Annotated in this window: 21 protein-coding genes; 11 read left to right on the top strand and 10 right to left on the bottom strand. The window is 62.0% G+C overall.

All coding sequences use genetic code 11. The features are described from left to right. Positions 1–89: 89 nt before the first annotated feature. The 5 genes from OKB87_RS12120 to OKB87_RS12100 form a co-directional block, all read right to left on the bottom strand. Positions 90–3,218 (bottom strand): efflux RND transporter permease subunit, encoded by a 3,129-nt coding sequence (locus tag OKB87_RS12120; RefSeq protein ID WP_270827587.1) that lies wholly within the window; start codon positions 3,216–3,218, stop codon positions 90–92. A gap of 9 nt (positions 3,219–3,227) precedes the next feature. Next, entirely contained in the window at positions 3,228–4,427 is a 1,200-nt protein-coding gene (locus OKB87_RS12115) for an efflux RND transporter periplasmic adaptor subunit (protein ID WP_045789362.1), read from the bottom strand. A 338-nt stretch (positions 4,428–4,765) separates the two neighbouring features. Continuing rightward, positions 4,766–5,572, bottom strand: coding sequence for an exodeoxyribonuclease III (gene xthA, locus OKB87_RS12110; protein ID WP_017410695.1), 807 nt, complete (start codon positions 5,570–5,572; stop codon positions 4,766–4,768). A 111-nt stretch (positions 5,573–5,683) separates the two neighbouring features. Beyond that, entirely contained in the window at positions 5,684–6,646 is a 963-nt protein-coding gene (locus OKB87_RS12105) for an ion channel (protein WP_017410694.1), read from the bottom strand. 54 nt (positions 6,647–6,700) lie between these two features. Next, entirely contained in the window at positions 6,701–8,347 is a 1,647-nt protein-coding gene (locus OKB87_RS12100; protein WP_270827586.1) for a tetratricopeptide repeat-containing response regulator, read from the bottom strand. Positions 8,348–8,672: 325 nt separating this feature from the next. Here OKB87_RS12100 and OKB87_RS12095 point away from each other — a divergent pair, with 325 nt between their 5' ends. Next, positions 8,673–9,878 carry an MDR family MFS transporter gene (locus OKB87_RS12095; RefSeq protein WP_270827585.1) on the top strand — a complete coding sequence of 402 codons (1,206 nt, stop codon included), beginning with the start codon at positions 8,673–8,675 and terminating at the stop codon, positions 9,876–9,878. Positions 9,879–10,035: 157 nt separating this feature from the next. Here OKB87_RS12095 and OKB87_RS12090 read toward each other — a convergent pair whose 3' ends face one another. After that, a complete protein-coding gene (locus OKB87_RS12090) occupies positions 10,036–11,076 on the bottom strand; it encodes an FAD:protein FMN transferase (protein ID WP_270827583.1) in 1,041 nt (346 codons plus the stop codon). A 330-nt stretch (positions 11,077–11,406) separates the two neighbouring features. Here OKB87_RS12090 and azu point away from each other — a divergent pair, with 330 nt between their 5' ends. Both azu and OKB87_RS12080 read left to right on the top strand, forming a co-directional pair. Continuing rightward, positions 11,407–11,847, top strand: coding sequence for an azurin (gene azu / locus OKB87_RS12085; protein ID WP_060390100.1), 441 nt, complete (start codon positions 11,407–11,409; stop codon positions 11,845–11,847). 191 nt (positions 11,848–12,038) lie between these two features. Continuing rightward, positions 12,039–12,242, top strand: coding sequence for a hypothetical protein (locus OKB87_RS12080; protein ID WP_029299646.1), 204 nt, complete (start codon positions 12,039–12,041; stop codon positions 12,240–12,242). Positions 12,243–12,258: 16 nt separating this feature from the next. On the opposite strand, the gene OKB87_RS12075 is transcribed toward OKB87_RS12080, so the two are convergent. Next, positions 12,259–12,714, bottom strand: a complete 456-nt coding sequence (locus tag OKB87_RS12075) for a PD-(D/E)XK nuclease superfamily protein (RefSeq protein WP_135354555.1) — start codon at positions 12,712–12,714, stop codon at positions 12,259–12,261. A 108-nt stretch (positions 12,715–12,822) separates the two neighbouring features. Further along, on the bottom strand, positions 12,823–13,383 hold the full coding sequence (locus tag OKB87_RS12070) for a HutD family protein (protein WP_162516677.1): 561 nt from the start codon (positions 13,381–13,383) through the stop codon (positions 12,823–12,825). A 282-nt stretch (positions 13,384–13,665) separates the two neighbouring features. On the opposite strand from OKB87_RS12070, the gene OKB87_RS12065 reads away from it, so the two are divergent. Beyond that, entirely contained in the window at positions 13,666–14,634 is a 969-nt protein-coding gene (locus OKB87_RS12065) for a nucleoside hydrolase (protein ID WP_263708214.1), read from the top strand. Between the two features lie 123 nt (positions 14,635–14,757). Beyond that, a complete protein-coding gene (locus tag OKB87_RS12060) occupies positions 14,758–15,093 on the top strand; it encodes a DUF3634 family protein (protein ID WP_270827582.1) in 336 nt (111 codons plus the stop codon). A 62-nt stretch (positions 15,094–15,155) separates the two neighbouring features. On the opposite strand, the gene OKB87_RS12055 is transcribed toward OKB87_RS12060, so the two are convergent. Further along, positions 15,156–16,355 carry a c-type cytochrome gene (locus tag OKB87_RS12055; RefSeq protein WP_270827581.1) on the bottom strand — a complete coding sequence of 400 codons (1,200 nt, stop codon included), beginning with the start codon at positions 16,353–16,355 and terminating at the stop codon, positions 15,156–15,158. Then, positions 16,352–18,277: an NAD(P)-binding protein gene (locus OKB87_RS12050; protein WP_270827580.1), complete on the bottom strand. Its 1,926-nt coding sequence runs from the start codon at positions 18,275–18,277 to the stop codon at positions 16,352–16,354. Before OKB87_RS12050 ends, OKB87_RS12055 begins: the two co-directional genes overlap by 4 nt. A 609-nt stretch (positions 18,278–18,886) precedes the next feature. Between OKB87_RS12050 and cyoA the strand changes: the two genes are divergently transcribed. The 6 genes from cyoA (at position 18,887) to OKB87_RS12020 (ending at position 25,341) form a co-directional block, all read left to right on the top strand. After that, positions 18,887–19,957, top strand: a complete 1,071-nt coding sequence (cyoA, locus tag OKB87_RS12045; RefSeq protein WP_080761608.1) for a cytochrome o ubiquinol oxidase subunit II — start codon at positions 18,887–18,889, stop codon at positions 19,955–19,957. Next, positions 19,957–21,933: a cytochrome o ubiquinol oxidase subunit I gene (cyoB, locus tag OKB87_RS12040; protein WP_017410686.1), complete on the top strand. Its 1,977-nt coding sequence runs from the start codon at positions 19,957–19,959 to the stop codon at positions 21,931–21,933. The genes cyoA and cyoB overlap by 1 nt, the downstream gene beginning before the upstream one ends. A gap of 4 nt (positions 21,934–21,937) precedes the next feature. Continuing rightward, entirely contained in the window at positions 21,938–22,549 is a 612-nt protein-coding gene (locus tag OKB87_RS12035) for a cytochrome o ubiquinol oxidase subunit III (RefSeq protein ID WP_270827579.1), read from the top strand. Next, the gene (locus OKB87_RS12030) at positions 22,550–22,882 is read left to right on the top strand and encodes a cytochrome o ubiquinol oxidase subunit IV (RefSeq protein WP_041217878.1); all 333 of its coding nucleotides are present in this window, start codon (positions 22,550–22,552) and stop codon (positions 22,880–22,882) included. Positions 22,883–22,893: 11 nt separating this feature from the next. Beyond that, positions 22,894–23,790, top strand: a complete 897-nt coding sequence (cyoE, locus tag OKB87_RS12025) for a heme o synthase (protein WP_005302932.1) — start codon at positions 22,894–22,896, stop codon at positions 23,788–23,790. 189 nt (positions 23,791–23,979) lie between these two features. Continuing rightward, positions 23,980–25,341: an MFS transporter gene (locus OKB87_RS12020; protein WP_270827578.1), complete on the top strand. Its 1,362-nt coding sequence runs from the start codon at positions 23,980–23,982 to the stop codon at positions 25,339–25,341. Positions 25,342–25,474: the final 133 nt, after the last annotated feature.

The raw sequence follows: 25,474 nt of genomic DNA, 5'->3' as shown, positions 1-25,474 counted from the left end.
TCCCGCTCGCGGCTCGGGCCCGGCTGCGAGGTGTTGGCCCGCCTGGCGGATAAAAAAGCCCCCGCATGGCGGGGGCTGTGACTCAGGATTTACGACTTGGGTTGCGCCGTCTTGCCGCCGGCGCGTTCCGAGCGCCGCATGATGAGGCGGAAGAACAGTGGAATGAAGAAGATGGCGATGAAGGTCGCCGCCAGCATGCCGCCGATGACCGGCCAGCCGAGGGCATGACGGCTCGCCGCCCCGGCGCCGCTGGAGGTGACCAGCGGCACACAGCCGAGGATGAAGGCGAGCGAGGTCATCACGATGGGGCGAAAACGCAGCCGCGCCGCCTCCAGCGCCGACTCGATGAGGCTCATCCCCTCTTCGTGCTTCATCACCGCGAACTCCACGATCAGGATGGCGTTCTTGGCCGCCAGCCCGACGAGGGTCACCAGCCCTATCTGGAAGTAGACGTTGTTGGTCAGACCCACCAGCCAGGTGGCCAGCAGGGCGCCAAACAGGGCGAACGGGACGGCGGTGATCACCGCAAACGGCAGGCTCCAGCGTTCGTACTGGGCCGCCAGGATGAGGAAGATCATCACGATGCCGAAGCCGAACGCGGTGCCCGCACTGCCGGCGGCCGCTTTCTCCTGATAGGCAGAGCCGGTCCACTCCAGCTTGGCGTCGTTGCCGAGGGACTCGTCGGCCACGGCTTCCAGCGCGGCGATGGCCTGGCCGGAGCTGTAGCCCGGCGCCGGCTGCGCCATGATCTTGGCCGCCTGGAAGATGTTGAAGCGCTCCACCAGTTCGGGGCCGGTGGCATCACGCACCGTCACCAGGCTGCTGAGCGGGATCATCTCCCCCTTGTCGGAGCGCACATAGACGTTGCGGATGTCGCTCTTCTTGGCGCGGTAGTCCGCCTCGGACTGCAACTGCACCCGGTAGGTACGGCCGAACTGGTTGAAGTCGTTGACATAGACCTGGCCGAAGGTGGCCTGCATGGTGTCGAACACGGCGTTGATGGGCAGCCCCAGCGCCTTGGCCTTCTCGCGATCCAGATCGAGATAGACCTGGGGCACGTTGGCGCGGTAGGTGCTGGTCACGCTGGCGAACTCGGGGCGCAGCTTGGCCGCCTCGAGGAAGCGCTGCACCTCGGCCGAGAAGGACTGGGCATTGCCGGTGCTGCGGTTTTGCAGGTAGGCCTCCAGCCCGCCGGTGGTGGACATGCCGGTGATGGGGGGCGGGTTGAAGGAGGCAACGAAGCCGTCCGCCAGCCCCATCAGGCTCATGCCCTGGAAGGTCTTGGCCAGGGAGAAGGAGTCCTGCCCGGCACCTTGCCGTTCGCTCCAGTCCTTGAGGGTGATGAAGCTGATGCCGCTGTTGCTGATGATGGCGTTGGAGAGGATGTCAAAGCCCGAGAAGGTGATGACGTCCTTCACGTTGGGGTTGGCCATTGCCATCTGGTCGAAGTCGTTCGCTACCGCCTGGGTGCGGGTGAGGGAGGCCGCATCCGGCAGCATGACGGCGGAGAGCAGGTAGCCCTGATCTTCGTTCGGCACCAGCTCGCCCGGTACCTTCATCAGCAGGCCGTAGATGGAGACCAGGATGAAGGCGATGATGGTGAATGCCACCCCGACCCGGCGGTTGAGGAAGGCGACCCCGCGCACGTAACGGCGGGTGAGACCGTCGAAGGCGTTGTTGAACCAGACGAAGAAGCGGGCCGGCTTGTGGTGGCCCTCTTTCAGCAACACGGCACAGAGGGCCGGCGACAGGGTCAGCGCCACCAGACCGGAGATGGCCACCGACACCGCCACCGTGATGGCGAACTGCTTGTACATCACCCCGGTCATGCCGCCCATGAAGGCGACCGGCAGGAACACGGCGCACAGCACCAGCACGATGGCGACCACCGGGCCGGAGACTTCCTGCATGGCGAGGATGGCCGCCTCTTTGGGCGAGCACTTCTTCTCCTGCATGATCCGCTCGACGTTCTCCAGCACCACGATGGCGTCATCCACCACGATACCGATGGCGAGCACCATGCCGAACAGGGTCAGCAGGTTGATGGAGAAGCCCAGCACCAGCATGCCGGCGAAGGTCCCGATCAGCGACACCGGCACCGCGATACAGGGGATCAGGGTGGCGCGGAAGTTCTGCAGGAACAGGTAGACCACCACGAACACCAGCACGATCGCCTCGAACAGGGTGTGTACCACCTCCTCGATGGAGATCTTCACGAACTCGGTGGTGTCGTAGGGGATCTGGTACTCGATGTCCTGCGGGAAGCGCTCCTTGAGGCGCAGCATGGTGGCGTGCACCTGATCGGCTACCGCCACGGCGTTGGCGCCCGGTTGCAGATAGGTGGCGATACCGATGGCCGGCTTGCCGTTGGCCTTGGCCAGCAGGTCGTAGTCCTTGCCGCCGAGCTCGACCCTGGCCACGTCCTTGACCCGGATCTTCGAGCCGTCCGGCATGGAGCGGATGATGATGTTCTGGAACTCGCGCACATCCTCCAGCCGTCCCTTGGTCTGCACCGTGTAGGTGAAGTCGATGGGGGCCGTGGTGGGTTGGGCGCCGATCTTGCCCGCCGCGAACTGGGTGTTCTGCTCGCGGATGGCGCCGATCACGTCGTTCGGGGTGAGTTCGAGCTGGGCCAGTCGATCTGGCCTCAGCCAGATGCGCATGGCGTAGTCGGTGCCGCCGAACAGGGTGGTGTCGCCGACCCCGGGAATCCGCTTGAGCTCGTCGATGATGTTGAGCAGGGCGTAGTTCGACAGGTAGGTGGTATCGAAGGTGCCATTAGGCGATTGCAGGGTGACCACCTGCAGGATCGAGGTCGATTTCTTCTTGACCGTTACCCCCTGCTTCTTCACCTCTTCCGGCAGCTGGGCCATGGCGGCCGAGACCCGGTTGTTGACGTTGATGGTGGCCTGATCCGGATCGGTGCCGATCTCGAAGTAGACGTTGAGGTTCATCTGACCGTTGGAGGCCGAACCCGACTGCATGTAGAGCATCCGCTCCACGCCGTTGATCTGCTGCTCGAGCGGTGCAGCCACCGTCTGGGAGATCACCTCGGGGGTGGCGCCCGGATAGAAGGCGGTGACCGACACCACCGGCGGGGTGATCTGCGGGTACTGCTCGATGGGGAGCGATCGCATCGCCGCCAACCCGCCCAGCACTATGATGATCGAAATCACGCTGGCGAAGATGGGGCGTTCGATGAAGAACTTGGAAAACATACGAACTCCTTACTTGGCCGCGTTCTGGCCGACCATCTTGGTGGTGATCGCCTTCATCTCGGAGGCCGTGACGGGCTTGACCACGGCGCCGGGACGGGCCTTCATCAGCCCCTCGACGATATAGCGCTCACCGGGCTCGAGGCCGCTGTCGATCAGCACGCCGCTGTCGACCACGGAACCCAGCTTGACCGGGCGGGGCACCACCTTGTTCTCTTTGTCCACCACCATCACCATGCGGTCGGCCTGGGACTGGACGATGGCGCGCGGCGGCACCAGGATGGCATTTTTGCGGGTGCCCAGATCGATGGTCATGCGCACGAACTGGCCCGGCAGCAGCACGCCGTCCTTGTTGTCGAAGATGGCACGGGCCCGGATGGTGCCGGTCTGCGGGTCGACCCGGCTGTCGGAGAAGTTGAGCTTGCCCGCCTCGGGATAGACGGAGCCGTCCGCCAGCCGGATGTGGGTGCGCCAGTTGGTGGCATCCTTGGCCTCAATCAGTCCCTTTTTCACCGAGTTCTCGAAGTTGAGACGATCCTGCTCCGAGTAGGAGAAGTTGACGTAGAGGGGATCGAACTGGGTGATGGTGGTGAGCAGGCCGTTTTCGCCGCTGGTGGAGATGAGGCTGCCCTCGGACTGGGAGCTCTTGCTCGCCATGCCGTTGATGGGGGCGGTGACCTGGGTGTAGCTGAGGTTCAGTTCGGCCTCTTTCACCTTGGCCTGGGCGGCCTGATGGCTGGCGATGGCCGCCTCGTAGTTGGCGATGGTGTCGTCATAGTCCTTGCGGCTCACCACCTGGCGCTTGAACAGCGGGATGATGCGATCCCGGTCGGCGCGCGCCTTGTTGAGGCGGGCCTGCTCCTGGGCCAGGGTGCCCTTGGCCTGCTCCAGCGCCACCTTGTAGGGCTCGGGGTCGATCAGGAACAGCGCCTGACCGGCGGTGACCGGCTGCCCCTCGATGTAGGTGCGTTTGAGCAGGATGCCGCTCACCCGGGAACGCACGTCAATTTCGCGAAAACCGGCGGTCTCGCCCACCATTTCGGTGGTCATCGGCACGTCGGTCAGTTTGACCTCGGCCACCACCACGGGCACCGGCGGCAGTGCCTGGGCTCCGGCGGCCGGTTCATCACCACAGGCGGTCAGTGCGCTGGCCAGTGCCAGGGCGATACAGCCGCGCTTGAACATCTCTTCCCTGACGTATTGCACCTTCATCATCACACTCCTGTGGGATGGTGCGCGATTGCCGCGCCCAGCCTTTTTCTTCATGAACATGGTTAACTGCATGGTTACAAATTTAACTCATTGGATTACTGACAGTTTTCTAATGATAGAGCACGAATATTGAACCCAGGCTGCTCGACACTGAAAGTTGTCGGTGTCGATCGCGCAGTGGCGGAGGGGGCCGCGACAATTTGTGTCAGGCAGGCAGACCCTGCAGCGTGATCTTGCCGGGGAGCAGGAGACCCGGAGGGAATTATAAGAAGGAAAAAGCGGGGGAAGTGGGGGCTTGGTCACAGAGAGGGCTTCAAATGCCCCCTCTGTTGTCGTTATCAGGCGAAGCAGGCCCAGATGGGGGCGTGATCCGAAGGCTTGTCGATGCCGCGCAGCTCGTAGTCGATGCCGGTCTCGGTCACGGTGTCCTTGAGTGCGTCGGAGGCCATGATGAGGTCGATGCGCAGGCCCCGGTTCTCGTCAAAGCCCCTGGAGCGGTAGTCAAACCAGGAGAAGCGCTCGCACTCGGTGGGGTTGGCGGCGCGGAAGGTGTCGGTCAGGCCGAACCCTTTCAGGCGCTCCATCCATTCGCGCTCGATGGGCAGGAAGGAGCACTTGCCGTCCCGCAGCCAGCGCTTGCGGTTCGCCTCGCCGATGCCGATGTCGAGATCGGTGGGGGAGATATTCATATCCCCGATCAGCACCAGCTGATCGCCCGGGGTGTGGTGGGTCTCCAGATAGTGCTGCAGATCCTCGTAGAACTTCTGCTTGGCCGGGAACTTGGTCTCGTGATCCTGGCTTTCACCCTGCGGGAAGTAGCCGTTCATCACCTTGATGAGGGAGCCGTCTTCGCGCTCGAAGGTGGCCATGATCATCCGGCGCTGGGCCTCTTCGTCGTCGGTGGGGAAGCCTTTCTCCACCTTGACCGGCTTCTGCTTGCTCATGATGGCCACCCCGTAGTGGGCCTTCTGGCCGTGAAACTCTACGTGATAGCCCATGGCCTCCACGTCGGCCAGCGGGAAGGCCTCGTCGTGTACCTTGATCTCCTGCAGGCCGATCACATCCGGCTGATGCTTGTCGATGATGGCTTGCAGCTGGTGCAGGCGGGCGCGCAGGCCATTGATATTGAAAGAGATGATCTTCATGTCCGGGATGCTCATGTCATTTTTATAAGTGGCTATTGGACTAGGAATCCGCCGTGGATGCAAGTGAAGGCGAGGGGCCACATCCGGGACGGGCCGCCCGCCATAGCGGGCTCAGCGGGTCATCTTCTTGACGAACACCACCACAAACAGCGCCAGCGTGAAGCTGCCGGTGAAGGCCTCGAAGGCGGCGAAGAGCCTTGAGAGGCCGATGGGGGTGAAGTCGCCATAACCCAGGGTGGTGAAGGTCACCACGCTGTAGTAGAGGCACTCCAGCAGGAAGATGGCGTTCTGCTCAAAAGGGGCGCCGGGCCGGTAGATGAGGTGGTTGCCGTTGAAGCTCAGGCCAAAGAAGAAGTAGAAGATGCTGCAGATGAAGATGAGCAGCAGGGAGAAGAGTACCACCCGCATGGGGGCCTCGCCGTAGCCGCAGAACAGATCGACGATCCAGGAGGTGAAGCGCTGGGTCGACCAGAACGGCAGCTGCAGCCGGCGCATGGTGAGCTCCTGCTGGATGTAGCGGCCGGACATGGTGAAGATGCCTTGCGCTTCCGAGGCCTTGCGCAGATCGCGATAGGTCTCTTCGGCCTCCTTTAGCCAGATGCGGGCCTGTACCGGGTCACGCTCCTTGCGGCCGCGCCGCTCCTGCATCAGCCGCTTGCCGGTATCCAGGTTGTCGAGGCGGGTGTTGTGCCAGCGAATGCCGAGCAGGTTGACGTCGTCGAGGGTGGCGCAGTGCAGGTTCGCTTCGCTGAGATCTGCCTTCATCAGGCTGCCACCCTTGATGCGAATGCCGTAGAGGTGAGCCCCCTGCAGATTGGCGCGGTAGAGGTTGCACTGCTCCAGCAGGAACCCCTGCGGGGCCCCTTTTTTCACCAGGTTGAGGCCCGCCAGATTGGCGCGGGCCAGTTGCAGGCCGTGGCACAGCCCACCCTGCTGGATGTAGTGCTCCAGCTCGCGGGCGGTGTGGGGATCCTGATGATTGGCGTGGGGATCGTGCCAGCGGCACAGATCATGGTCCCCCGCCTCTTCGCTGCAGTGGCGACCGTCCGCCACCAGATATCGACACATGGCCATCGCCACTCTCCTCCCTTTGCCGAGTCAGTATCAGCATAGGCGAGCGGGCCCTGGTCAGCTGAGCTGGGTAAACTCCTGACGCAGCTTGCGAAAACGATCCTGCTGGGCCGGATTGAGGGGGATGCCGTCCAGCACCTCCAGGGTCTCCTTGCACTCGGCGCCAAACTCCGGGCTCTTGCGGTTTTTCTGCATCAGCTGCAGCAGCACCTGGATCTTGTTGAGGGCGGCGCCGGTATTGGCCGGAGCCCGGCGCAGCGCTTCGCGAAAGTGGCCGAGCGCCTGCTCCAGCTCGCCGCTCTGATAGGCCTTGATGCCCAGCTCGTTGAGCTGCTGATAGCGCTGGCGACGCTCGAGCACCGTCTTGTCATCGCGGGTGGCCTGGATGCAGGTGGTGAGCAGCCGATCCTCGTCTTCGGCCAGCAGCGCCTGCAGGCTTTCGGCATATTCGAATTCACCGAGCTGATAGAGGGCGAGGATGGTCTCGCCCAGCAGGCTGGGGGGCATGGTGGCCGGTTGATCGAGCCAGTTCTGGTTGGCGCGGTAGAGCATCTTCTTGCCCTTGAGCAGCTCCCCCAGGGCGATCTGCACCCGGGCCTGGCAGATCTGCTCGAACACCGGGTAGTTGAACTCCGACATCATCAGCGAATCGCGGATGCGCGACAGGGCCGAGTTGACCTGCTTTTGCAGGTTGGCGATGTGGTAGATGTCGTTGCTGTTGAGGGCGTAGAGGGTCAGCGCCTGGATATAGGCCCCCAGGTAGTGGGGGGTGCGATGGATGGAGTTGCGCGACAGGTCGATCAGCGACAGCAACACGTCCTTGGCCTGGGCGTAGTCGTGGCGCAGCAGGCACACCTCCGCCAGCCGGCGTGAGAGCTGCACCGACTGGGGCGAGATGTCGACCGCCCGCTTGAGCTCCTGCTGGGCCTGTTCGTCGTTGCCGAGGGCGAGCTGGGACTCTGCCAGCCAGAGGTGGGCCTCCACCATCAGCGGGGTGTTCTTGAGGGTGGCCTGCAGGTGGCTCACCGCCTCTTCGTTCAGCCCCAGAGTGTGGCACGCCTTGCCGAGGGTGAGCCGGGCCCAGCTGTTCTCCTGGCCGGCCAGCAGCTGGCGCATCAGGCTGCGGGCCTCTTTGGCCTGGCCCAGCTTGAGCTGGGTATCGGCCTGCAGGCAGCGGCAGAAGTTGGCAAAGCGCGGCACCGCGTCGGCCCGCTCGGCGCAGGCGGCGAGCAGGGTGGGCAGATCCTCTTTGGCAAGGGCGCTGAACACGCTCTCCAGCGCCTGACGGCGGGCGAGGGCGCGTTTGAGACGAAACGAAAACTGCTCCTGGGAGAAGGGCTTCATCAGGTATTCGTCGGGTTCGGCCTCCAGCGCGCTCAGCACCATGGCGCGGGAGCTGTCGCCGCTTACCATGATCACCACGCTCTGGGGCGGAATGAGCTTCTGATCCCGAAGGCTCTCCAGCAGCTGGCGGCCGTTCTCGCCGACCCCCAGCTCGTAATCGAGCAGGTAGATGTCAAAGGTCTCTTTCTGGCAACGCCGTCTCGCCTCTTCGGCCGAGTTGACATAGGTGATGCGGCTGATGCCGATGTTGATCAGCATCGCCTTCATCATCACCTGAAAGGAGCGCTGTTCGTTGACCAGCAGGATGCGCTTCGGTTTGGGTGGGGCTTTTTTCTCTGGCTCGGATTCCGGTGTCTGCATCTGTCTGGTCAGGGCGCTACGGGCGGATAACAGAAGTGTGCCACCAAAGCGCGCAGACAGGCAATTGAACATGGGGCGCTGCCGCGGTTTTTCCGCCAAGCCCCGCCATTCATGGCTTCTGCCGGACCAAATAGGGGGTGAACTGGGAGAGGGCAGATGGCGGACGCCAGCCTGGCCTGGACGGTGAAGCCGCCCACCGACCGGTGCTGAGCTGGTCCCTTCGGGCGGTTTTTTTCCGGGCGGGGATTGTGCGCTCAGGTGTCTTTTGATACCACTGAATGCTTTCCCCTGCGGATCAGCTGCCATTGCGCGACAAGGAGTTCCCATGCGCCTGCCCCCCTTTCCTCCGCTGGTCTGGATCGTGATCCTGGGTACCTTCATGGTGCGCACCAGTTTCTTCATGGTCTGGCCCTTTCTCTCGATCCTGCTCTACCGGGAGTATGCTCTCTCGGCGTCCGGCATCGGGATGCTGCTGGGCGGCGCGGCCGTGCTCTCCTGCCTCATCGGCTTCTATGTCGGCTGGCTCTCCGACCGGCTCGGTCGGCGCACCATACTGCTGCTCGGCTGCGCCCTGTCGTGCGGCGCCTACCTGCTGCTCGGGTTTGGCCACTCCCTCTGGCTCATCGCCCTCGGGGTGTTTGGCTCGGGTCTCTCCTACGCCTTCATCGACACGCCGGGCAAGGCGCTGATGGGGGATCTGCTGCCCGAGAAGGCGCAGCGGGAGCTGGCTCAGCACCTGCGCTACTTCCTGCTCAACGTGGGGGCGGGAGTGGGTCCCCTCATCGGCGTCATGGTGGGGCTGGGCGCGCGCCAGGAGACCTTCGTGGTGACGGCCGCCAGCTATGGTCTGCTCGGCATCGCTTTCCTGCTTGGTTTTCGCCGCGAGTGCACTGGTCGGCAGGATGCGGGCCTCACCCTGGGGGCCATGCTCAGGGTGGTGGGGCGGGATCGGGCCTTCATGCTGTTCATCCTCGCCAACCTGCTGATGATGCTGGTCTACGCCCAGGTGGAGTCGCCGCTGATCCAGTACCTGACCCGCGCCGGCGCCCCCGAGGTGGAGACCCTGGTGGCCCTGCTGGTGGCCACCAATGCGCTGACCATCATCACTCTGCAGTTTCCGTTGCTGCACCTGACCCGGCGCTGGCGGGTGAGCCTGCGGCTGCAGTTCTCCATCCTGCTGATGGCGTCCGCCCAGGTGTTGTTCGCCCTGTCGAGCCCGGCCCTGCTGTGGCCCTGGCTGGTGGCGGTGTTCTTGCTGAGCGTGGGGGAGGCGGTGCTGTTCCCGCTCTTCAACGTGCTGATCGACGAGATGGCGCCGGCCCACCTCAAGGGGAGTTACTTCGGGGCCAGCGCGTTGGCCGGGCTTGGCTGGGCGCTCTCGCCCCTGGTGGGGGGCTGGCTGTTGCAGGTGTGGGGCGGCCCGGCCCTGTTCGCCGTGATGACCGCGATTTGCGTGCTGGTGTTCCTCCTCTACGGGGCGGGCAACCGGGTGGCGCGTCCGTCTGCCGACTCAGCCGGCTGCGGGGAGTAATACGGAAGTAGCTTGGCTGTAGTCACTGGCCTGATGCCAAGCCGCTGGTGGCCCTGGCGCCCCGACGCACTCCCATCGACTCGAGCAGACGTGAAGACAAGGAGGCCCCGCAGTGCGGGGCCTCTTTTTTTATGGCTATTGGGTTATGGCGGCTGATTTACGGCTGTTTTGCCACCAGATAGGGGGCGAACTGGGGGGTATGGCTGGCGGCGAAGCCCTGCTCGGTCTTGACGATGAGGTAGACCGCGAGACCGTGCGCCTTGGCAAAGGCCATCGCCTGCTCCGGCCCCATCACCATGAGGGCGGTGTCGAGGGCGTCGGCCTCGAGCGCGGTCGGGGTGATGACGCTGGCGGAGACCAGCTTGTGGGTAATGGGCTGGCCGGTGGCGGGGTCGATGATGTGGGAGTAGCGCTTGCCGTCGAGCTCGTAGTAGTTGCGATAGCTGCCGGCGGTGCTGAGGGCCATGCCGTTGGGGATCACCACGTCCGAGAAGGCGCCGGGCTGGTCGGATGGCTCGACGATGGCCACCCGCCAGGGCTTGCCCTTGGCGTTGTTGCCCTTGCTGCGCACGGCGCCGGCCACCTCGATGAGGTAGTTGTGCACTCCCTTTTGCTCGAGCAGGCCGGCAATCTCGTCAGAGGCCGCCCCCTCGCCCAGGGTGGAGAGATCGAGGTAGAGATCGGGGATGCGCTTGCCGAGCAGGAAGTGATCCCCCTCGGGCACCAACGTCAGCCGGTCGATGCCCACCTTGTGGCGGGCGCTGGCGATCTGCTCGGCGCTGGGCCGTTTGACGGGCCGCTTGTCCGGCCCGAATCCCCACAGGTTGACCAGCGGGCCCACGGTGACGTCGAGCTTGCCTGCGGTGAGATGGCCGGCGTCGATGCCCTGCTGCACGATTTTGGCCATGGTAGCGGGAATCGCCATGGGGGGCTGGCCGCTGCCCTGATTGAAGCGGGAGATGAGGGAGTTCGGGTCGTAGGTGGAGATCTCGTGATTCATGCGTACCAGCAGGGCATCGACCTCTTGCTGCAGCGCCGGCTCGCCGCCTGGGAAGGGGTCGCTCAGGGTCACCGCGTAAAAGGTGCCCATGGTCTTGCCCTGAATGCGGGTCTGGGTCGGGGCCGGCTGACAGGCGGTCAGCATCAGCAGCAGGGTCAACAACAGGCCACGGTGGGCCGGGCGAGCAAGAATCGACATGACGGATCTCTTTGGCTGAAACGGATGGCACTGGAGGCAAGCGTGCCGGGGTCGCCAGCTTAGCCAAGGGGGCGACGGCGGGCGAGTCGCGGCTGGACAAAAGTGCGGGGGATAATTAAACAAAGAGTGGTTAGTGGGTGGCGCGGCCGGTTCGTCCAGACAAAAAAATGGGGGCAATCTGGTGACCTGACCCGCAGCTTTACGCTAAAGACATAGCCGAATGACGACAGTTGAGTAGAATAAGGTCGATTTTGACAGCATGTTTGCCAGCCATGGTGCGAGCCCGCAGGCAATTGTGTTGCCATCTATTGCCAATCAAAGGAGAGGATGATGAAAAAGGCGATTACCCTGCTGTTTCTGAGCACCCTGGCGGCCCCGGCTCTGGCCGATGAGTGCGCGTTGGTCATCGAAGGCAATGATGCCATGCAGTACAACCTCAAGGAGATGAGCGTCCCGGCCACCTGCAAAGAGGTCACCGTGACCCTGAACCATACCGGCAAGATGCCGGTGACCGCCATGGGCCACAACTGGGCGCTGGCCAACACCGCCGACTATCAGGCCGTGGCCACCGCTGGCATGAGCGCCGGTGCCGACAACAACTACCTGCCCAAGGATGACCCGCGCGTGCTGGCCCACACCAAACTGGTGGGCGGCGGCGAGAGCACCAGCGTCACCTTCAAGACCGACGGCCTGGCCGGCAAAGATCTCACCTTCTTCTGCTCCTTCCCCGGCCACTTCGCCATGATGAAGGGCTCCTTCAAGGTCGGCTAAGCACAGCTTGTCGACCCAGAAGCCGGGCACTGCCCGGCTTTTTTGTGGCCGCTTGCAGCGTGAGTTGGATGTCTGTGATGGCGCTATGGCGCGCCGTTTTATGATCCGGCGCCAGGTGAGCGGGGGAGTGAAAGGGTAAAATAGGCGCCTTTCGGGCCTGCTGGGCCCGCTCAAGAGGAAGCAAGGTCGTCATGAAAGCCATGAAATGGGTGATCAGCAGTTGCCTGCTGCTGGTGTGCGCCATCGCGCTGGCAGCGGAGCCGCCGGTCAAGAAGAGCAGAAACGGCATCTGCCATCCCCAGGGCGGCACCTATTACAGCCGCACCAAGCACTATACCCCCTACGACTCCATGCAGGCCTGTCTCGACAGCGGCGGACGGGCGCCCAAACGCTGATTACTACACAGAGATATCAAATCCAAAGTGTGAAATCGGCCAAGTCAAAACATCGGATGTTTTTAGTTGTACATTTGGCTGACTCAGTCTTTAACCATTCAAAGGCTGCTTTTTTATGTCCTTGTCCTTCTATCAAAATAATGACATTAGGTTCAGGCGCCTTATAGGCACTTTGCAGGAAGAAAGGGAACTTACGGTCAACAGAGCCAGAGACCTGTTGTTGGTGGGGCTCAATTCGAGTGAGGCCATATAGAGGATGGTTAATTACAAAAGCGCTAATGGCTTTAAGACCGTATAAATCTTCATAAGGAACACGGCATTTGAATGTTTTTGGTGCAGATATTTTACTGTCTTCAACATACTGAAATTCAATAAGAATTTCTCTTATTTTGGTCTGTAGTTGTTGATTGCTTTTTTCTTCTTCCGAGGTCAGTTCTGGTGGCGCCTCGAATCCTTCAAGAGTGTATTGCATAGGGCCTCTCATTACATGAAAGCAATGAGACCCATACTACCCTCCAATATTGATGATATTCAATATTGGAGGGTGTTTTTTGAGCATGACTAATATAGGAAAGTTTCTTCAAATAATGGGCTGCAGGGTAAAAAAGGCGATGGCGCTCTTCTTCTGGCAGTCGAAGTGGATGCTCTGCTCGCCGCTGATCAGCAGGGTCTCGTTGACCGCCATGGGGTGGCCCGCCGCCGTGAGCTGGCCGCTCAACAGGTAACAGAGATAGGTCTTGTCCGCTTCCAGGGTGAGGGTGAGCGGGAAGGGTAGGTTGAGCACCCGCACGTTGGCGCTGAGGCGGGCCGGATCATAGATGAGCCCCAGATCCGTCACTTCTTTTTTCAGCAGTTCGCAGTGGGTGTCGTCATCCCCGCTGAAGTGGGCCGCCTCGAAGGTGGCGTAGGGGTGGCCGTTGAGCACGAAGCCGGCCCCGCTGATGGGCAGCAGGATACGCTGATAGCCGGGAAATTTCGAGAAGGGGCCGGCCCCCTTGATGGGCGCCGAGCTCAGCCGGTAGGCAAAATCGAGCCTGTCGAGGCTGGTGCCGGCAGGGGAGATGAGGATCTGGGCTGTGGTGCCCTGCTTGTTCTTCCAGGGCATCTTCAGCTGGTCGGACTCTTTTATCAGGGTGATCAATGGCGCCTCGGCAGGTGGTGAGCGGGGTGAATCGTGTGGCCAGTGATACCACCCTGCCCGCCGCTCCACAAGGCTGCGGCACTCACCGGCCATCCGCTTGCCCATTATTTCGCCGGCGCCACCCGCTTCGCCTCTCCTTGTCTCCTGCCGCGTCGTCATCCCTGTATGAAATGCCGCCACTTGGGCAAGGCGGGCAAGGGCAAAGCCTCAGGCTGTGATCCCGGCGCTGTTAAAGCGGCGGCGGCTCGCTACACTGGCTGCTCTGTTGCCCAAGGAGGCCCCATGACTCACAAGATCATTCTGGATACCGATCCCGGTATCGATGACGCCATGGCAATTCTGTTTGCCGAAGCCCATCCCGCCATCGAGCTGCTCGCCATCACCACCGTATTTGGCAATGCCACCATCGAGAACGGTACTCGCAACGCCCTCTGGCTCAAGCAGCAATACGGCATGAAGGCGGACGTGGCGCAGGGGGCGGCCGCCCCGCTGCGGCGCGAACCAGTGGGCCCGACGACCGTGGTGCACGGACCGAGCGGGTTTGGGGACGTGACGGCGGGGGAAGTGACCCTGGCGCCGGATCCCCGGCCGGCCTGGCAGTATATCGTCGAGGCGGTGAAGGCCGCGCCCGGCGAGATCACTCTGGTCACCATAGGGCCGCTCACCAACCTGGCGCTGGCGCTGCAAGAGGCCCCCGAGATCACCGGCCTGGTGAAGCAGGTGGTGGTGATGGGGGGCGCCTTTGGCGTCAACGGCCATCGTGGCAACGTGACTCCCTATGCCGAGGCCAACATCCACGACGATCCGGATGCCGCCGACCGGGTGTTCACCGCCGACTGGCCGGTGGTGATCATCGGGCTGGACGTGACCCAGCAGAGTTTCTTCAGCAGCGCCTATCTGGATGCGCTGCGCGACGACGCGGGCGAGCCGGGGCGCTTCCTGTGGGATGTGAGCCGCTTCTACCTGCGCTTCTACTCGGAGCGGATCGGGCTCGACGGCTGCCACGTGCACGACCCGTCCGCCATCGCCTACGTGATCGATCCGACTCTGTTCACTCTGCGCGAGGGGCCGGTGCGGGTCATCAACGAGGGGCCTGCCATCGGTCACACCCTGCAGAAATTTGACGGCAAGTCCCACCCCCACGACGGCTGGGCCGATTATCGTGCCCAGCAGGTCGGGGTGTCGGTGCGGGATCAGGCGCTGCTGGCGCTCTATCGGGAGACGCTGGTGGCCTGGGGCCGCAGCCGCTAGGGGAGCTTGGTGAGCAGGGTGGCCTTGCGGCCGGGATTGAGGCGCGGCTGTGATCCGCGCCAAACAATCGGGGGTCAGTTGCGGCTTATACTGTCCGCAACCGTGTGAAGAAGGAGAAACAGGATGGCCTGGTTGTCGTTGCTGGTGGCGATCGCCCTCATCTGGTGGTTGATGAAGCTGGGGCGTGGCGCCCTGTTCGAGATCCGGCTTGCGCCCGGCAAGGTGCAGGTCAAGCGGGGCAAGGTGTCGCCTGCGTTCATCGAGCAGGCCAGGCAGATCCTGCGCCACGAGACGGTGCGTGGGCGCATCCTGGGTCAGCGCGATGGCGATGGGGTCAAGCTGGTCTTCTCCCGCTCCATTCCCGAGCCGGTGGCCCAGCGCTTTCGCAACATCTTCCCCTATGGTGATTATCGGCTGGGGGCGGTGCCGCTCTCCGGCTCCAAACCGCCCAAGGGGTGAGTCGTCACTCACATAGCAAACGGGCCTCCACTGGAGGCCCGTTTCGTTATGGTCGGCGTGACTTATTGGTGCAGGGCGCGCTGGGCCTTGACCGTCTCCGGCTTGATGGCCACCCCTTCATTGCCCCAGGAGGCGCGCAGGGTGTTGACCAGCTCGGCGATCTGCTGATCGTTGAGGGTCCAGCCATAACCCGGCATGTGGTAGCCAATGTTGCCCTGGGTGACCGGGGTCTCGGCGCCGTGCAGCAGCACGTTGAGCAGGCTGCTCGGATCCTCGGCCAGCACGGTCTGGTTGCCCACCAGCGAGGGGATGACGTGGTCATTGCCCTGACCGTTGACCCCGTGGCAGGTGGAGCAGTACATGGCGTAGTCCGCCTTGCCACCGGCACTGGCGTAGGCCCGGTTGCCCTTGCTGACCGCCGCGTCGTCGTCGAGTTCGGTCAGGTAGGTGGCGATACTGGCCAAGTCCGCGTCGCTGAAGTACTGGCTGCTGTGCGTGATCACTTCCGCCATGGGGCCGCTGACGGCCTGATGCTGGCTGCGGCCGGTTTTCAGCAGGTCGATCAGCGCCTGCTTGTCGTAGCGGGTGCCGCGAATGTTGGGGGCATACCAGCCATCCAGGGTGGCGCCGCTCAGATAGAGGGGATCCGCCTCGGTCAGGGCTTTTTCCTGCATGCCGAGCCCGCGCGGGGTGTGGCAGCTGCCGCAGTGGCCCGCCCCCTGAACCAGATAGGCGCCGCGATTCCACTCCTCGCTCTTGCCGGCCACCGGGGTAAAGCGACTGTCATCGTGATAGACCCAGTTCCAGCCGTTGAGCGGCCAGCGCATGTTGAGCGGCCAGGGGATGTCGCTCTCCTTGTTGGCAACAGCCTGCGGTTGCACATCCTGCATCAGGTAGTGGTAGAGGGCGGTGAGATCCTCATCGCTCATCTTGGCGTAGGCGGTGTAGGGCATAGCTGGGTAGAGGGGATCGCCGCTGCGGGTGATCCCTTCGCGCATCACCTTGATGAACTCGGGCAGGCTGTAGTTGCCGATGCCGTGGGTCTTGTCGGGGGTGATGTTGGTGGCAAACACGGTACCGATGGGGGTGGGGAAGCCCTTGCCGCCGGCGAGCGGCTTGCTCGCCTCGCTGGTGTGGCAGGCGGCGCAGTCCCCCAGCTTGGCCACGTATTCGCCGGCCGACATGGCAGACGCGGCCTGCAGGGTGAAGGCGGGCAGGGCCAGCAGCACGGCGCTGGCTGTCAGGGTCAGGGAACGGATCATTTGGCACCTCCCTTGTGGATGGCAACCAGCTCGTTGACGGCGCGCCAGGCTTGATCGATGGCGGAGTGGGCGTAGGGGCTCCAGTCCGAGTCGGAGTTGGCGATGGTGATGTTGCCGACCGGCTGGCGACCCAGCTCGATCCACTTGTCGCACTGCTCCTCGTCATCGAACAGGGTGTTGGTGATGTAGGAGTAGCCGTGGGACCAGCGGTTGACCGTGATGGCGAGGATATCCTGCTCATGGTTGAAACCGGCGCCGCCCAGCATCCCCTGCAACTGTTCGCGGATCATCTGCTCGTGCTGCTCGAACGGCATGCCGAGGATCATGGCGCGCCCCTTGCGGGACTGCTCGCGGGCCGAGAGGCCGCTGCCCGGCAGGGTCGGTACGTAGACCATGTGCAGGCACATGGGCTGATCCGGGTTCTTGGGATGCTCGTAGCCGCCGAGGTTGACCGGGTAGTCGAGCTTGACCCGGCTGTAGGGGGCAGCGGGGGAGTAGACCTCGTGCACCCCCAGCTTGACGAAGGATTGCCAGTTCTTGATCACCACCTTGGTGTAGACCAGCGGCGCCTTGACGTTCTGGCGCAGCGCCTCCTTCTGGGGCTCCGCCATCTCGGGCACCATGTAGGGGATCATCATGTTGTAGCCAGCCATGATGGACTGCTTGGCCCGCACCCGGTGCAGTTTCCCCTCCTTGATGTAAGTGACGTCCACTCCCTGTTTGCCGTCTTTGAGCGGTACGTTTTTGGCCTGCAGCGCCGTGCTGCAGAGGCGCAGCTGCACCTTGTGCTCGGGCAGGTCGAGCTTGCTGTAGTCAAACTTGGCCAGCACCACGTCCTGCATGGTGTGGCCGGGGGCCACCTGCGGGATGAGCTTGCGCACCATCAAGCGGGTCAGGCCGGCGTTGCCGTCCGGGAAGTGGAAGATGTAGGGATCGTCCAGCTCCGCCTGCTCCTCGGCATCGAACGGGGTCAGGTTCATGCCACCGAAACCGGGCAGGGCGCACAGGCGAGCATCGGCGCAGGCGGTGGCGTCGATGCCGACCGCCTGGAAGTCGTTGGTGCGTTGCTGGAAGTAGGTGATGGCCCGCTCGCTCAGGCCTACCTTGTCGCGCAGGAAGGTGGTGTAGCTGTTGCGGGTCATCCAGAGGTCTTTTTCCGCCTGGGTCATGCCGCTCAGGTAGTCGGTCTTCTCCTCGTGCAGCGCCAGCAGGGCCGCCTTGTCACTCTCATCGAGCGGGAAGTCACCGATAAACTGTGCCAGCGGCCGGCCGTTCAGGCGATCGCGCGGGATGTCGTCGGCCACGTTGTGGCCCGGGTCACCGCTCACCACCTTGTTGACGCCAAAGTGTTTCTCATCGAAGTAGACGCCGCGGCTCAGGCCCAGATCCGGGTAGAAGGTCTGCTGGAAGCCTTTGGCCAGCTCGTCGATGTTGACCTCGAGCGCCTTGAGCAGCCCCAGCGCCACCGGGCTGTAGACAGAGCGCGGCGATTGCAGGGATTCGCTGCCGCCGTAACCCAGCCGCAGGCCGTCGGGTGTGGTGAACTCGTTGCGCTTGGCGTGGCCGCCAAAATCGTCATGGTTGTCGAGCAGCAGGATCTTTTTGTCCGCGCCGAGCAGTTGCTGATAGAAGCAGGCCGCCGCCAGACCGCTGATGCCGGCGCCGACGATCACCAGATCGTATTCGCCCTCGAGGGGAATGTTGGCGAAGTCATACTGTTTGCCGTCGCGGGCGATACTGTGGGCCGGTTCGAAGGAGCCCGGGTGGTTGCCGCGCAGCCCGGTGAGGGCGGGCGGGTAGACCAGCGTTTTTTCAGCCAGCGCCGTGCCGCCTTCGGCCGCTTGCAGCAGCTTGATGGGGGCGACCCCGGCCGCAATGGTGATGGCGACGCCGTTGAGAAAGTCTCTGCGTGTGATGCTCATGGCAATCCCTGTGTATGAAGAGTCGAGTGAGAAATGGGATAAGGTTGAATTCGTGACTGGCGAGTAACGAAGGGGCGCAACCTACCGCCATATCCGGATGGAGTCCATGGGTTTGATAATAACTTATTAAACAAAATGATGGACCCTGTGATCGGCCAGGTCGCATGAGACGTATGTGGTGTGCATGTTTGCGGGTAAAGCCGCACCAACTTCATGGAATTAATTGAAATTTAATTTGATTAATTATGGTTAATTTCGAGTCCTTTAATTGTTCTGCCTTGAGCGGCCAAATGTGCACGGATTTCAGCCCGGAATTTCGCCGGCTAGCCACAAAGGGGTGTCATTTGTCCTTGTTAAATAAAGGGTTAAATCGCGGAGTGTCTGTTTAATAAACAGATACAGGGTGAAATGGCACCAGCTGGCGATGAAAGGGGGTCGAGGCGGTTTTGATAATTTTCATGACGTCAAGGCATTAACATGCAACACACAGAAATCGCAATCCACACACAAGTGAAAGATTAATTTTTCATGTTGTTCACATCCCCCCAGGGTGAAATAGAATGCTGCGTTTTTCTTACAACTTTAGCCCTGCGAAGATGAGGACATTGCATGAGACCTTTTGATGTAAAGAGGGGCTTGGGCGCTTTGCTGTTGCTCGCGACTGCCGGCTTGCTGAGCGGCTGCGACATGGCTCTGATGAGCCCCAAGGGACAAGTTGGTCTGGAGCAGAAGTCACTGATACTGACCGCACTCGGCTTGATGCTGATTGTGGTGGTGCCAGTGATCGTGATGGCGGTGGCGTTCGCTTACAAATACCGAGCGTCCAACACCAAGGCCACCTATGCACCGGACTGGGCCCACTCCAACAAGATTGAAGCGGTCGTCTGGACCGTACCCGTCATCATTATCGCCATCCTGGCGGTGATCACCTGGAAAACCTCCCATTCTCTGGATCCCTACAAACCGCTGGAATCCGAGGTGAAACCGATCCAGGTCGATGTCATCTCCCTTGACTGGAAATGGTTGTTTGTCTATCCGGAACTGGGCATCGCCTCGGTCAACGAGCTGGCATTCCCGGTCAACACCCCGGTCAATTTCCGGGTGACGTCTGACACCGTGATGAACTCCTTCTTCATTCCCCAGCTGGGCGGCCAGATCTACGCCATGGCGGGCATGCAGACCAAGCTGCACCTGATCGCCAACGAGGCAGGCCAGTACAAGGGCATCTCGGGCGGCTACAGCGGCGCCGGTTTCTCAGGCATGAAGTTCAACGCCATCGCGACCCAGGATCAAGCCGGTTTCGACGCCTGGGTTGCCAAGGTGAAGGCCTCCTCCAAGGCGCTCAACACCATGGATGAGTTCAATGCCCTGGCCAAGAAGAGCGAAAACCACCCGGTGGAGTATTTCGCCAGCGCCGATCCCAAGCTGTTCGTCAACATCATCAACAAGTTCATGGGCGACATGAAGCACGGCGAGCACGCCGCCATGCAACACGGCGAAAAGCAGGCCGCGATGTCCCATGACGAGTCCATGAGCCACGAGGGGATGGAGCATGACGCCTCCATGAACCACGCAGGCATGGAGCACGGCGACGCCATGCACCATGAGGCCCAGGGCGAGCAGATGGACCACGCCGGCCACATGCCGGCCGACAAGACTGTGAAAGCGGGTACTAACTGATGTTTGGAAAATTAACACTCGACGCTATTCCGTACCATGAACCCATCATCATGGTCACGATAGCCGGTATCATTCTGGGGGGCCTGGCCGTCGCCGGGCTCATCACCTATTTCGGCAAGTGGCAATATCTGTGGAAAGAGTGGCTCACCTCGGTGGACCACAAACGCCTCGGTATCATGTATCTCATCCTCGGCATGGTCATGCTGCTGCGCGGCTTTGCCGATGCGGTGATGATGCGTACCCAGCAGGTCATGGCCTCGGCTGGTGGCGAGGGCATACTGCCACCGCACCACTACGACCAGATCTTCACCGCCCACGGCGTCATCATGATCTTCTTCGTGGCCATGCCGCTGGTGATCGGCCTGATGAACATCGTGGTGCCGCTGCAGATCGGTGCCCGTGACGTCGCCTTCCCCTTCCTGAACAACCTGAGCTTCTGGTTCACCGCCGCCGCCGTAGTACTGATCAACGTCTCCCTCGGGGTCGGTGAATTCGCCCAGACCGGCTGGCTGGCCTATCCGCCCTTGTCGGGGCTGGAGTTCAGTCCCGGGGTCGGGGTCGATTATTGGATCTGGAGTCTGCAGATCTCGGGTCTGGGGACCCTGCTGACCGGCGTGAACTTCTTCGCCACCATCATCAAGATGCGCGCGCCTGGCATGACCATGATGCGCCTGCCGGTGTTCACCTGGACCGCCCTGTGCGCCAACGTGCTGATCATCGCCTCCTTCCCGATCCTGACCGTCACCATCGCCCTGCTCACCGCAGACCGTTACCTGGGTACCCATTTCTTTACCAATGACATGGGTGGCAACATGATGATGTACATCAACCTGATCTGGGCCTGGGGTCACCCCGAGGTGTACATCCTGGTACTGCCGGTATTCGGGATCTTCTCCGAAGTGGTGGCGACCTTCTGCAAGAAGAAGCTGTTCGGTTACACCTCGCTGGTGTGGGCGACTATCGCCATTACTGTGCTCTCCTTCATCGTCTGGCTGCACCACTTCTTTACCATGGGGTCGGGCGCCAACGTGAATGCCTTCTTCGGCATCACCACCATGATCATCTCCATCCCGACCGGGGTGAAGATCTTCAACTGGCTGTTCACCATGTACCGCGGTCGCATCGAGTTCACCTCGCCCATGCTGTGGACCGTCGGTTTCATCATCACCTTCACCGTAGGTGGCATGACCGGGGTACTGCTCTCCGTGCCGGCCGCCAACTTCGTGCTGCACAACAGCCTGTTCCTGATCGCCCACTTCCACAACGTCATCATCGGCGGCGTGGTGTTCGGTTGCTTCGCCGGTATCACCTACTGGTTCCCGAAAGCGTTCGGCTTCAAGCTGGATGACACCTGGGGCAAGCGTGCCTTCTGGTGCTGGATCACCGGCTTCTTCGTCGCCTTCATGCCGCTCTACGTACTGGGCTTCATGGGCATGACCCGTCGCGTCAGCCAGAACATCGATCCCGAGTTCCACGGTTGGCTGGTGGTGGCTGCCTGCGGCGCCGGCCTGATCGCGCTGGGCGTACTGTGCCAGGTGATCCAGATCGTGGTCAGCATCCGCGACCGCGAGAAGAACCGCGACCTGACCGGCGATCCCTGGGGCGGTCGTACCCTGGAGTGGTCCACTTCCTCTCCGCCCCCCTTCTACAACTTCGCCATCGAGCCGAAGATCAAGGGACTGGATGCGTTCTGGGAAGCCAAGCAGGACGGTTCCGCTTATCAGCAGCCCAAGCACTATGACCCGATCCACATGCCGAAAAACTCCGGTGCCGGCGTCATCATCGCCGCCTTCAGCACCCTGTTTGGCTTTGCCATGATCTGGCACATCTGGTGGATGGCCATCGCCGGCTTCGTCGGCATGATCGCCACCTGGATCATCCACAGCTTCAACGACGACGTGGACTACTACGTGCAGGTTGACGAGATCGAGCGGATCGAGCGTCAGCATTTTGAAAATATCAACAAGGTGGCTTAATTCCATGGCGACTGACGTTCTACATCACACCCAGGGTGCCCATGAGGATGGGCACCATGATGCCGGTGCCAACAAGGTATTCGGCTTCTGGATCTACCTGATGAGTGACTGCATCCTGTTCGCGACCCTGTTCGCGACCTATGCGGTCCTGGTCAACGGCACTGCCGGCGGCCCGAGCGGCAAGGAAATCTTCGAACTGCCGTTCGTATTTGCCGAAACCATGCTGCTGCTGCTGAGCTCCATCACCTTTGGCTTCGGCATGCTGGCCATGAACAAGAACAAGGTCGCGGCGGTCAACACCTGGCTGTTCATCACCTTCCTGTTCGGCGCCGGCTTCATCGCGATGGAAATCTATGAATTCCATCACCTGATTGCCGAGGGTTACGGTCCGGATCGCAGTGGCTTCCTCTCTGCCTTCTTCACCCTGGTCGGTACCCACGGTATCCACGTGACCAGCGGTCTTGTCTGGATCATCGTGATGATGGTGCTGGTAGCCAAGAAGGGGCTGACCGATCGCAACCGTACCCGTCTGATGTGCCTGAGCCTGTTCTGGCACTTCCTCGACGTGGTGTGGATCTGCGTCTTCACCGTGGTCTATCTGATGGGGGTCATGTAAATGAGCAATCATACCGTTGACAGTCACGGCGCCAGCCACGGCAGCGCCAAGAGCTACCTGATCGGCTTCGTGCTGTCCCTGATCCTGACCGCGGTGCCGTTCTGGATGGTGATGGACGGTTCTGCCTCCCACACCACCGTGCTGGCCACCGTGGTCGGCATGGCGGTGGTGCAGATCTTCGTGCACCTGGTCTACTTCCTGCACATGAACACCTCGTCCGAGGAGCGCTGGAACCTGGTGGCACTGATCTTTACCGTGCTCATCATCGCCATCGTGGTCGTGGGTTCCCTGTGGATCATGTACAACCTCAACATCAACATGATGGTTCACTGAGCAGGTTGGCAATGATGATGAAGCAATACCTGCAAGTGACCAAGCCGGGCATCATCTTCGGTAACCTCATCTCGGTTATCGGAGGATTCCTGCTGGCCTCCAAGGGGAGCCTGGATGTGCCCCTGTTCATTCTGACCATGGCTGGTGTATCACTGGTGGTCGCCTCCGGTTGCGTGTTCAACAACTACATCGACCGGGACATCGACTGCATCATGGAGCGCACCAAGAACCGTGCTCTGGTGAAGGGTCTGATCGCCCCCGGCGTATCGCTCTGGTACGCCACCGCGCTCGGCATTGCGGGCATTGCACTGCTCTATTTTGCGGCCAATCCGTTGGCCGCCTTGCTGGCGGTGCTGGGCTTCATTGTCTATGTGGGGGTCTACAGCCTCTACATGAAGCGTCACTCGGTCTACGGCACCCTGGTCGGCAGCCTCTCCGGCGCGGCTCCGCCGGTCATCGGCTACTGCGCGGTGAGCGGTCAGTTCGACTCGGGCGCCTTGATCCTGCTGGCGATCTTCAGCCTGTGGCAGATGCCGCACTCCTACGCGATCGCCATCTTCCGCTTCAAGGATTACCAGGCGGCCAACATCCCGGTGTTGCCGGTGGTGAAGGGGATCCCGGTGGCCAAGCTCCACATCACCCTCTACATCCTGGCCTTCATGGTGCCGACCCTGATGTTGTTCCTCGGCGGTTATGCCGGTTACAAGTATCTGGTGGTGGCCACCGCAGTCAGCGTCTGGTGGCTGGGGATGGCGCTGTCTGGCTACAAGGCGGCGGTGGATGACTCCCTCTGGGCGCGCAAGCTGTTCATGTTCTCCATCGTCACCATCACCTGCCTGAGCGTGATGATGTCGGTGGACTTCCAGCCGGAGGCCGAGCCTGCGGTGCTGGTGAGCATGCTGCCCTAAGGTGCATACCTGTCATGCTCCGTGTTGTGATGCGACGCGGGAAAATCAGTAGAATCCAGAGCCGGGAACCTTCCCGGCTCTGTTATTATGGGGCCGCCCCGTCGGGCACTTTTCCCCTCTGTCGGGTGTGGCATGGCGCGTGTCGGCTACCCCTTGAGTCTTCCTTTTCCCTGACCTATCGAGGCCATCATGAATGATTTCACCATGACGAGGGGCGAGCGCCGTGCCACCTGGGCGCTCGGCTCCGTCTTCTCGTTACGCATGCTCGGCATGTTTATGGTGCTGCCGGTGCTGACCACCTACGGCATGTCGCTGGCGGGGGCCTCCGAGGCGCTCATCGGCCTGGCCATCGGCATCTACGGCATGACCCAGGCGCTGTTCCAGATCCCGTTCGGCCTGCTCTCCGACAAGGTGGGCCGCAAGCCCCTCATCGTCGGCGGCCTGCTGATGTTTGCCCTCGGCAGCGTGATCGCGGCGCTGACTCACTCCATCTGGGGGGTGATCCTCGGCCGCGCCCTGCAGGGCAGCGGCGCCATCTCGGCTGCCGTGATGGCGCTCTTGTCGGATCTCACCCGCGAGCAGAACCGCACCAAGGCGATGGCCTTCATCGGGGTGAGCTTTGGCATCACCTTCGCCATCGCCATGGTGACCGGCCCCCTCATCACTCATGCGCTGGGGCTCTCCGGCCTGTTCTGGCTGATCGCCCTGCTGGCGCTGGCAGGCATCGCCGTCACCCTCTGGCTGGTGCCGACCCCGAGTGGCCACCTGCTCAATCGCGAGTCTGGCATGGTGAAGGGGGGGATGCGCACCGTGCTGACCAACCCGCGCCTGCTCAAGCTCAACTTCGGTATCCTCTGCGTGCACACCCTGCTGATGTCCAGCTTCGTGGCGCTACCGCCGCTGCTGGAGCGCGCCGGTTTGCCCCGCGACAGCCAGTGGCAGGCCTATCTGGTCACCATGCTGATCGCCTTCGTCAGCGTGGTGCCGTTCATCATCTATGCCGAGAAGCGCAGAAAGATGAAGCGGGTGTTCCAGATCTGCGTGCTGGTGATGCTCGTCGCCGAGCTGGTGCTCTGGCAAAGCGGCCTGCAGCTGTGGGGCCTGCTTGCCGGCTTGCAGATCTTCTTCATCGGTTTCAACGTGATGGAGGCGCTGCTGCCCTCTCTTATCAGCAAGGAGTCGCCCCCCGGCTACAAGGGCACCGCCATGGGGATCTACTCCACTAGCCAGTTCATCGGGGTGGCCATCGGTGGCAGCCTCGGCGGCCTGCTCTACAGCCTGGGCGGCGGCCCCCTGGTGTTTGGCGGCTGCGCCGCGTTGGCTCTGGTCTGGCTCGGGGTCAGCCTCACTATGGCCGAGCCCCCCTATGTGAGCAGCCTGCGCATCGTGTTGCCGGAAGGGGTGGCGGCCGACGCGGAGCTTGAGCAGAAGATCCGTGCCTGCGAGGGGGTGAGCGACGTGCTGCTGGCCGCCTCGGAGCGCTCCGTCTATGTGAAGGTGGACAGCAAGCGCCTGAGCCGGCGCGATCTGGAGTCGCTGGTCGCCGCTTGAAGACGCCCGCCAGCATGAAAAAGCCCGCCAATCCTGAAGTGAACCCTTAGTGCTGGATAGTAATGCATTGCTGGCGTTGGACATCCTGCTCGCTCTCCAGTTCTTTGATGATGTTAGGAAAGGAGGCTTGTAG

It is taken from the genome of Aeromonas sp. Y318-1 (genome assembly GCF_027706125.1).
GTDB classification, from domain to species: Bacteria; Pseudomonadota; Gammaproteobacteria; order Enterobacterales; family Aeromonadaceae; genus Aeromonas; species Aeromonas hydrophila.
Note: the sequence above shows the minus strand (reverse complement) of the source record. Positions and strands in the feature narration are given on the sequence as shown.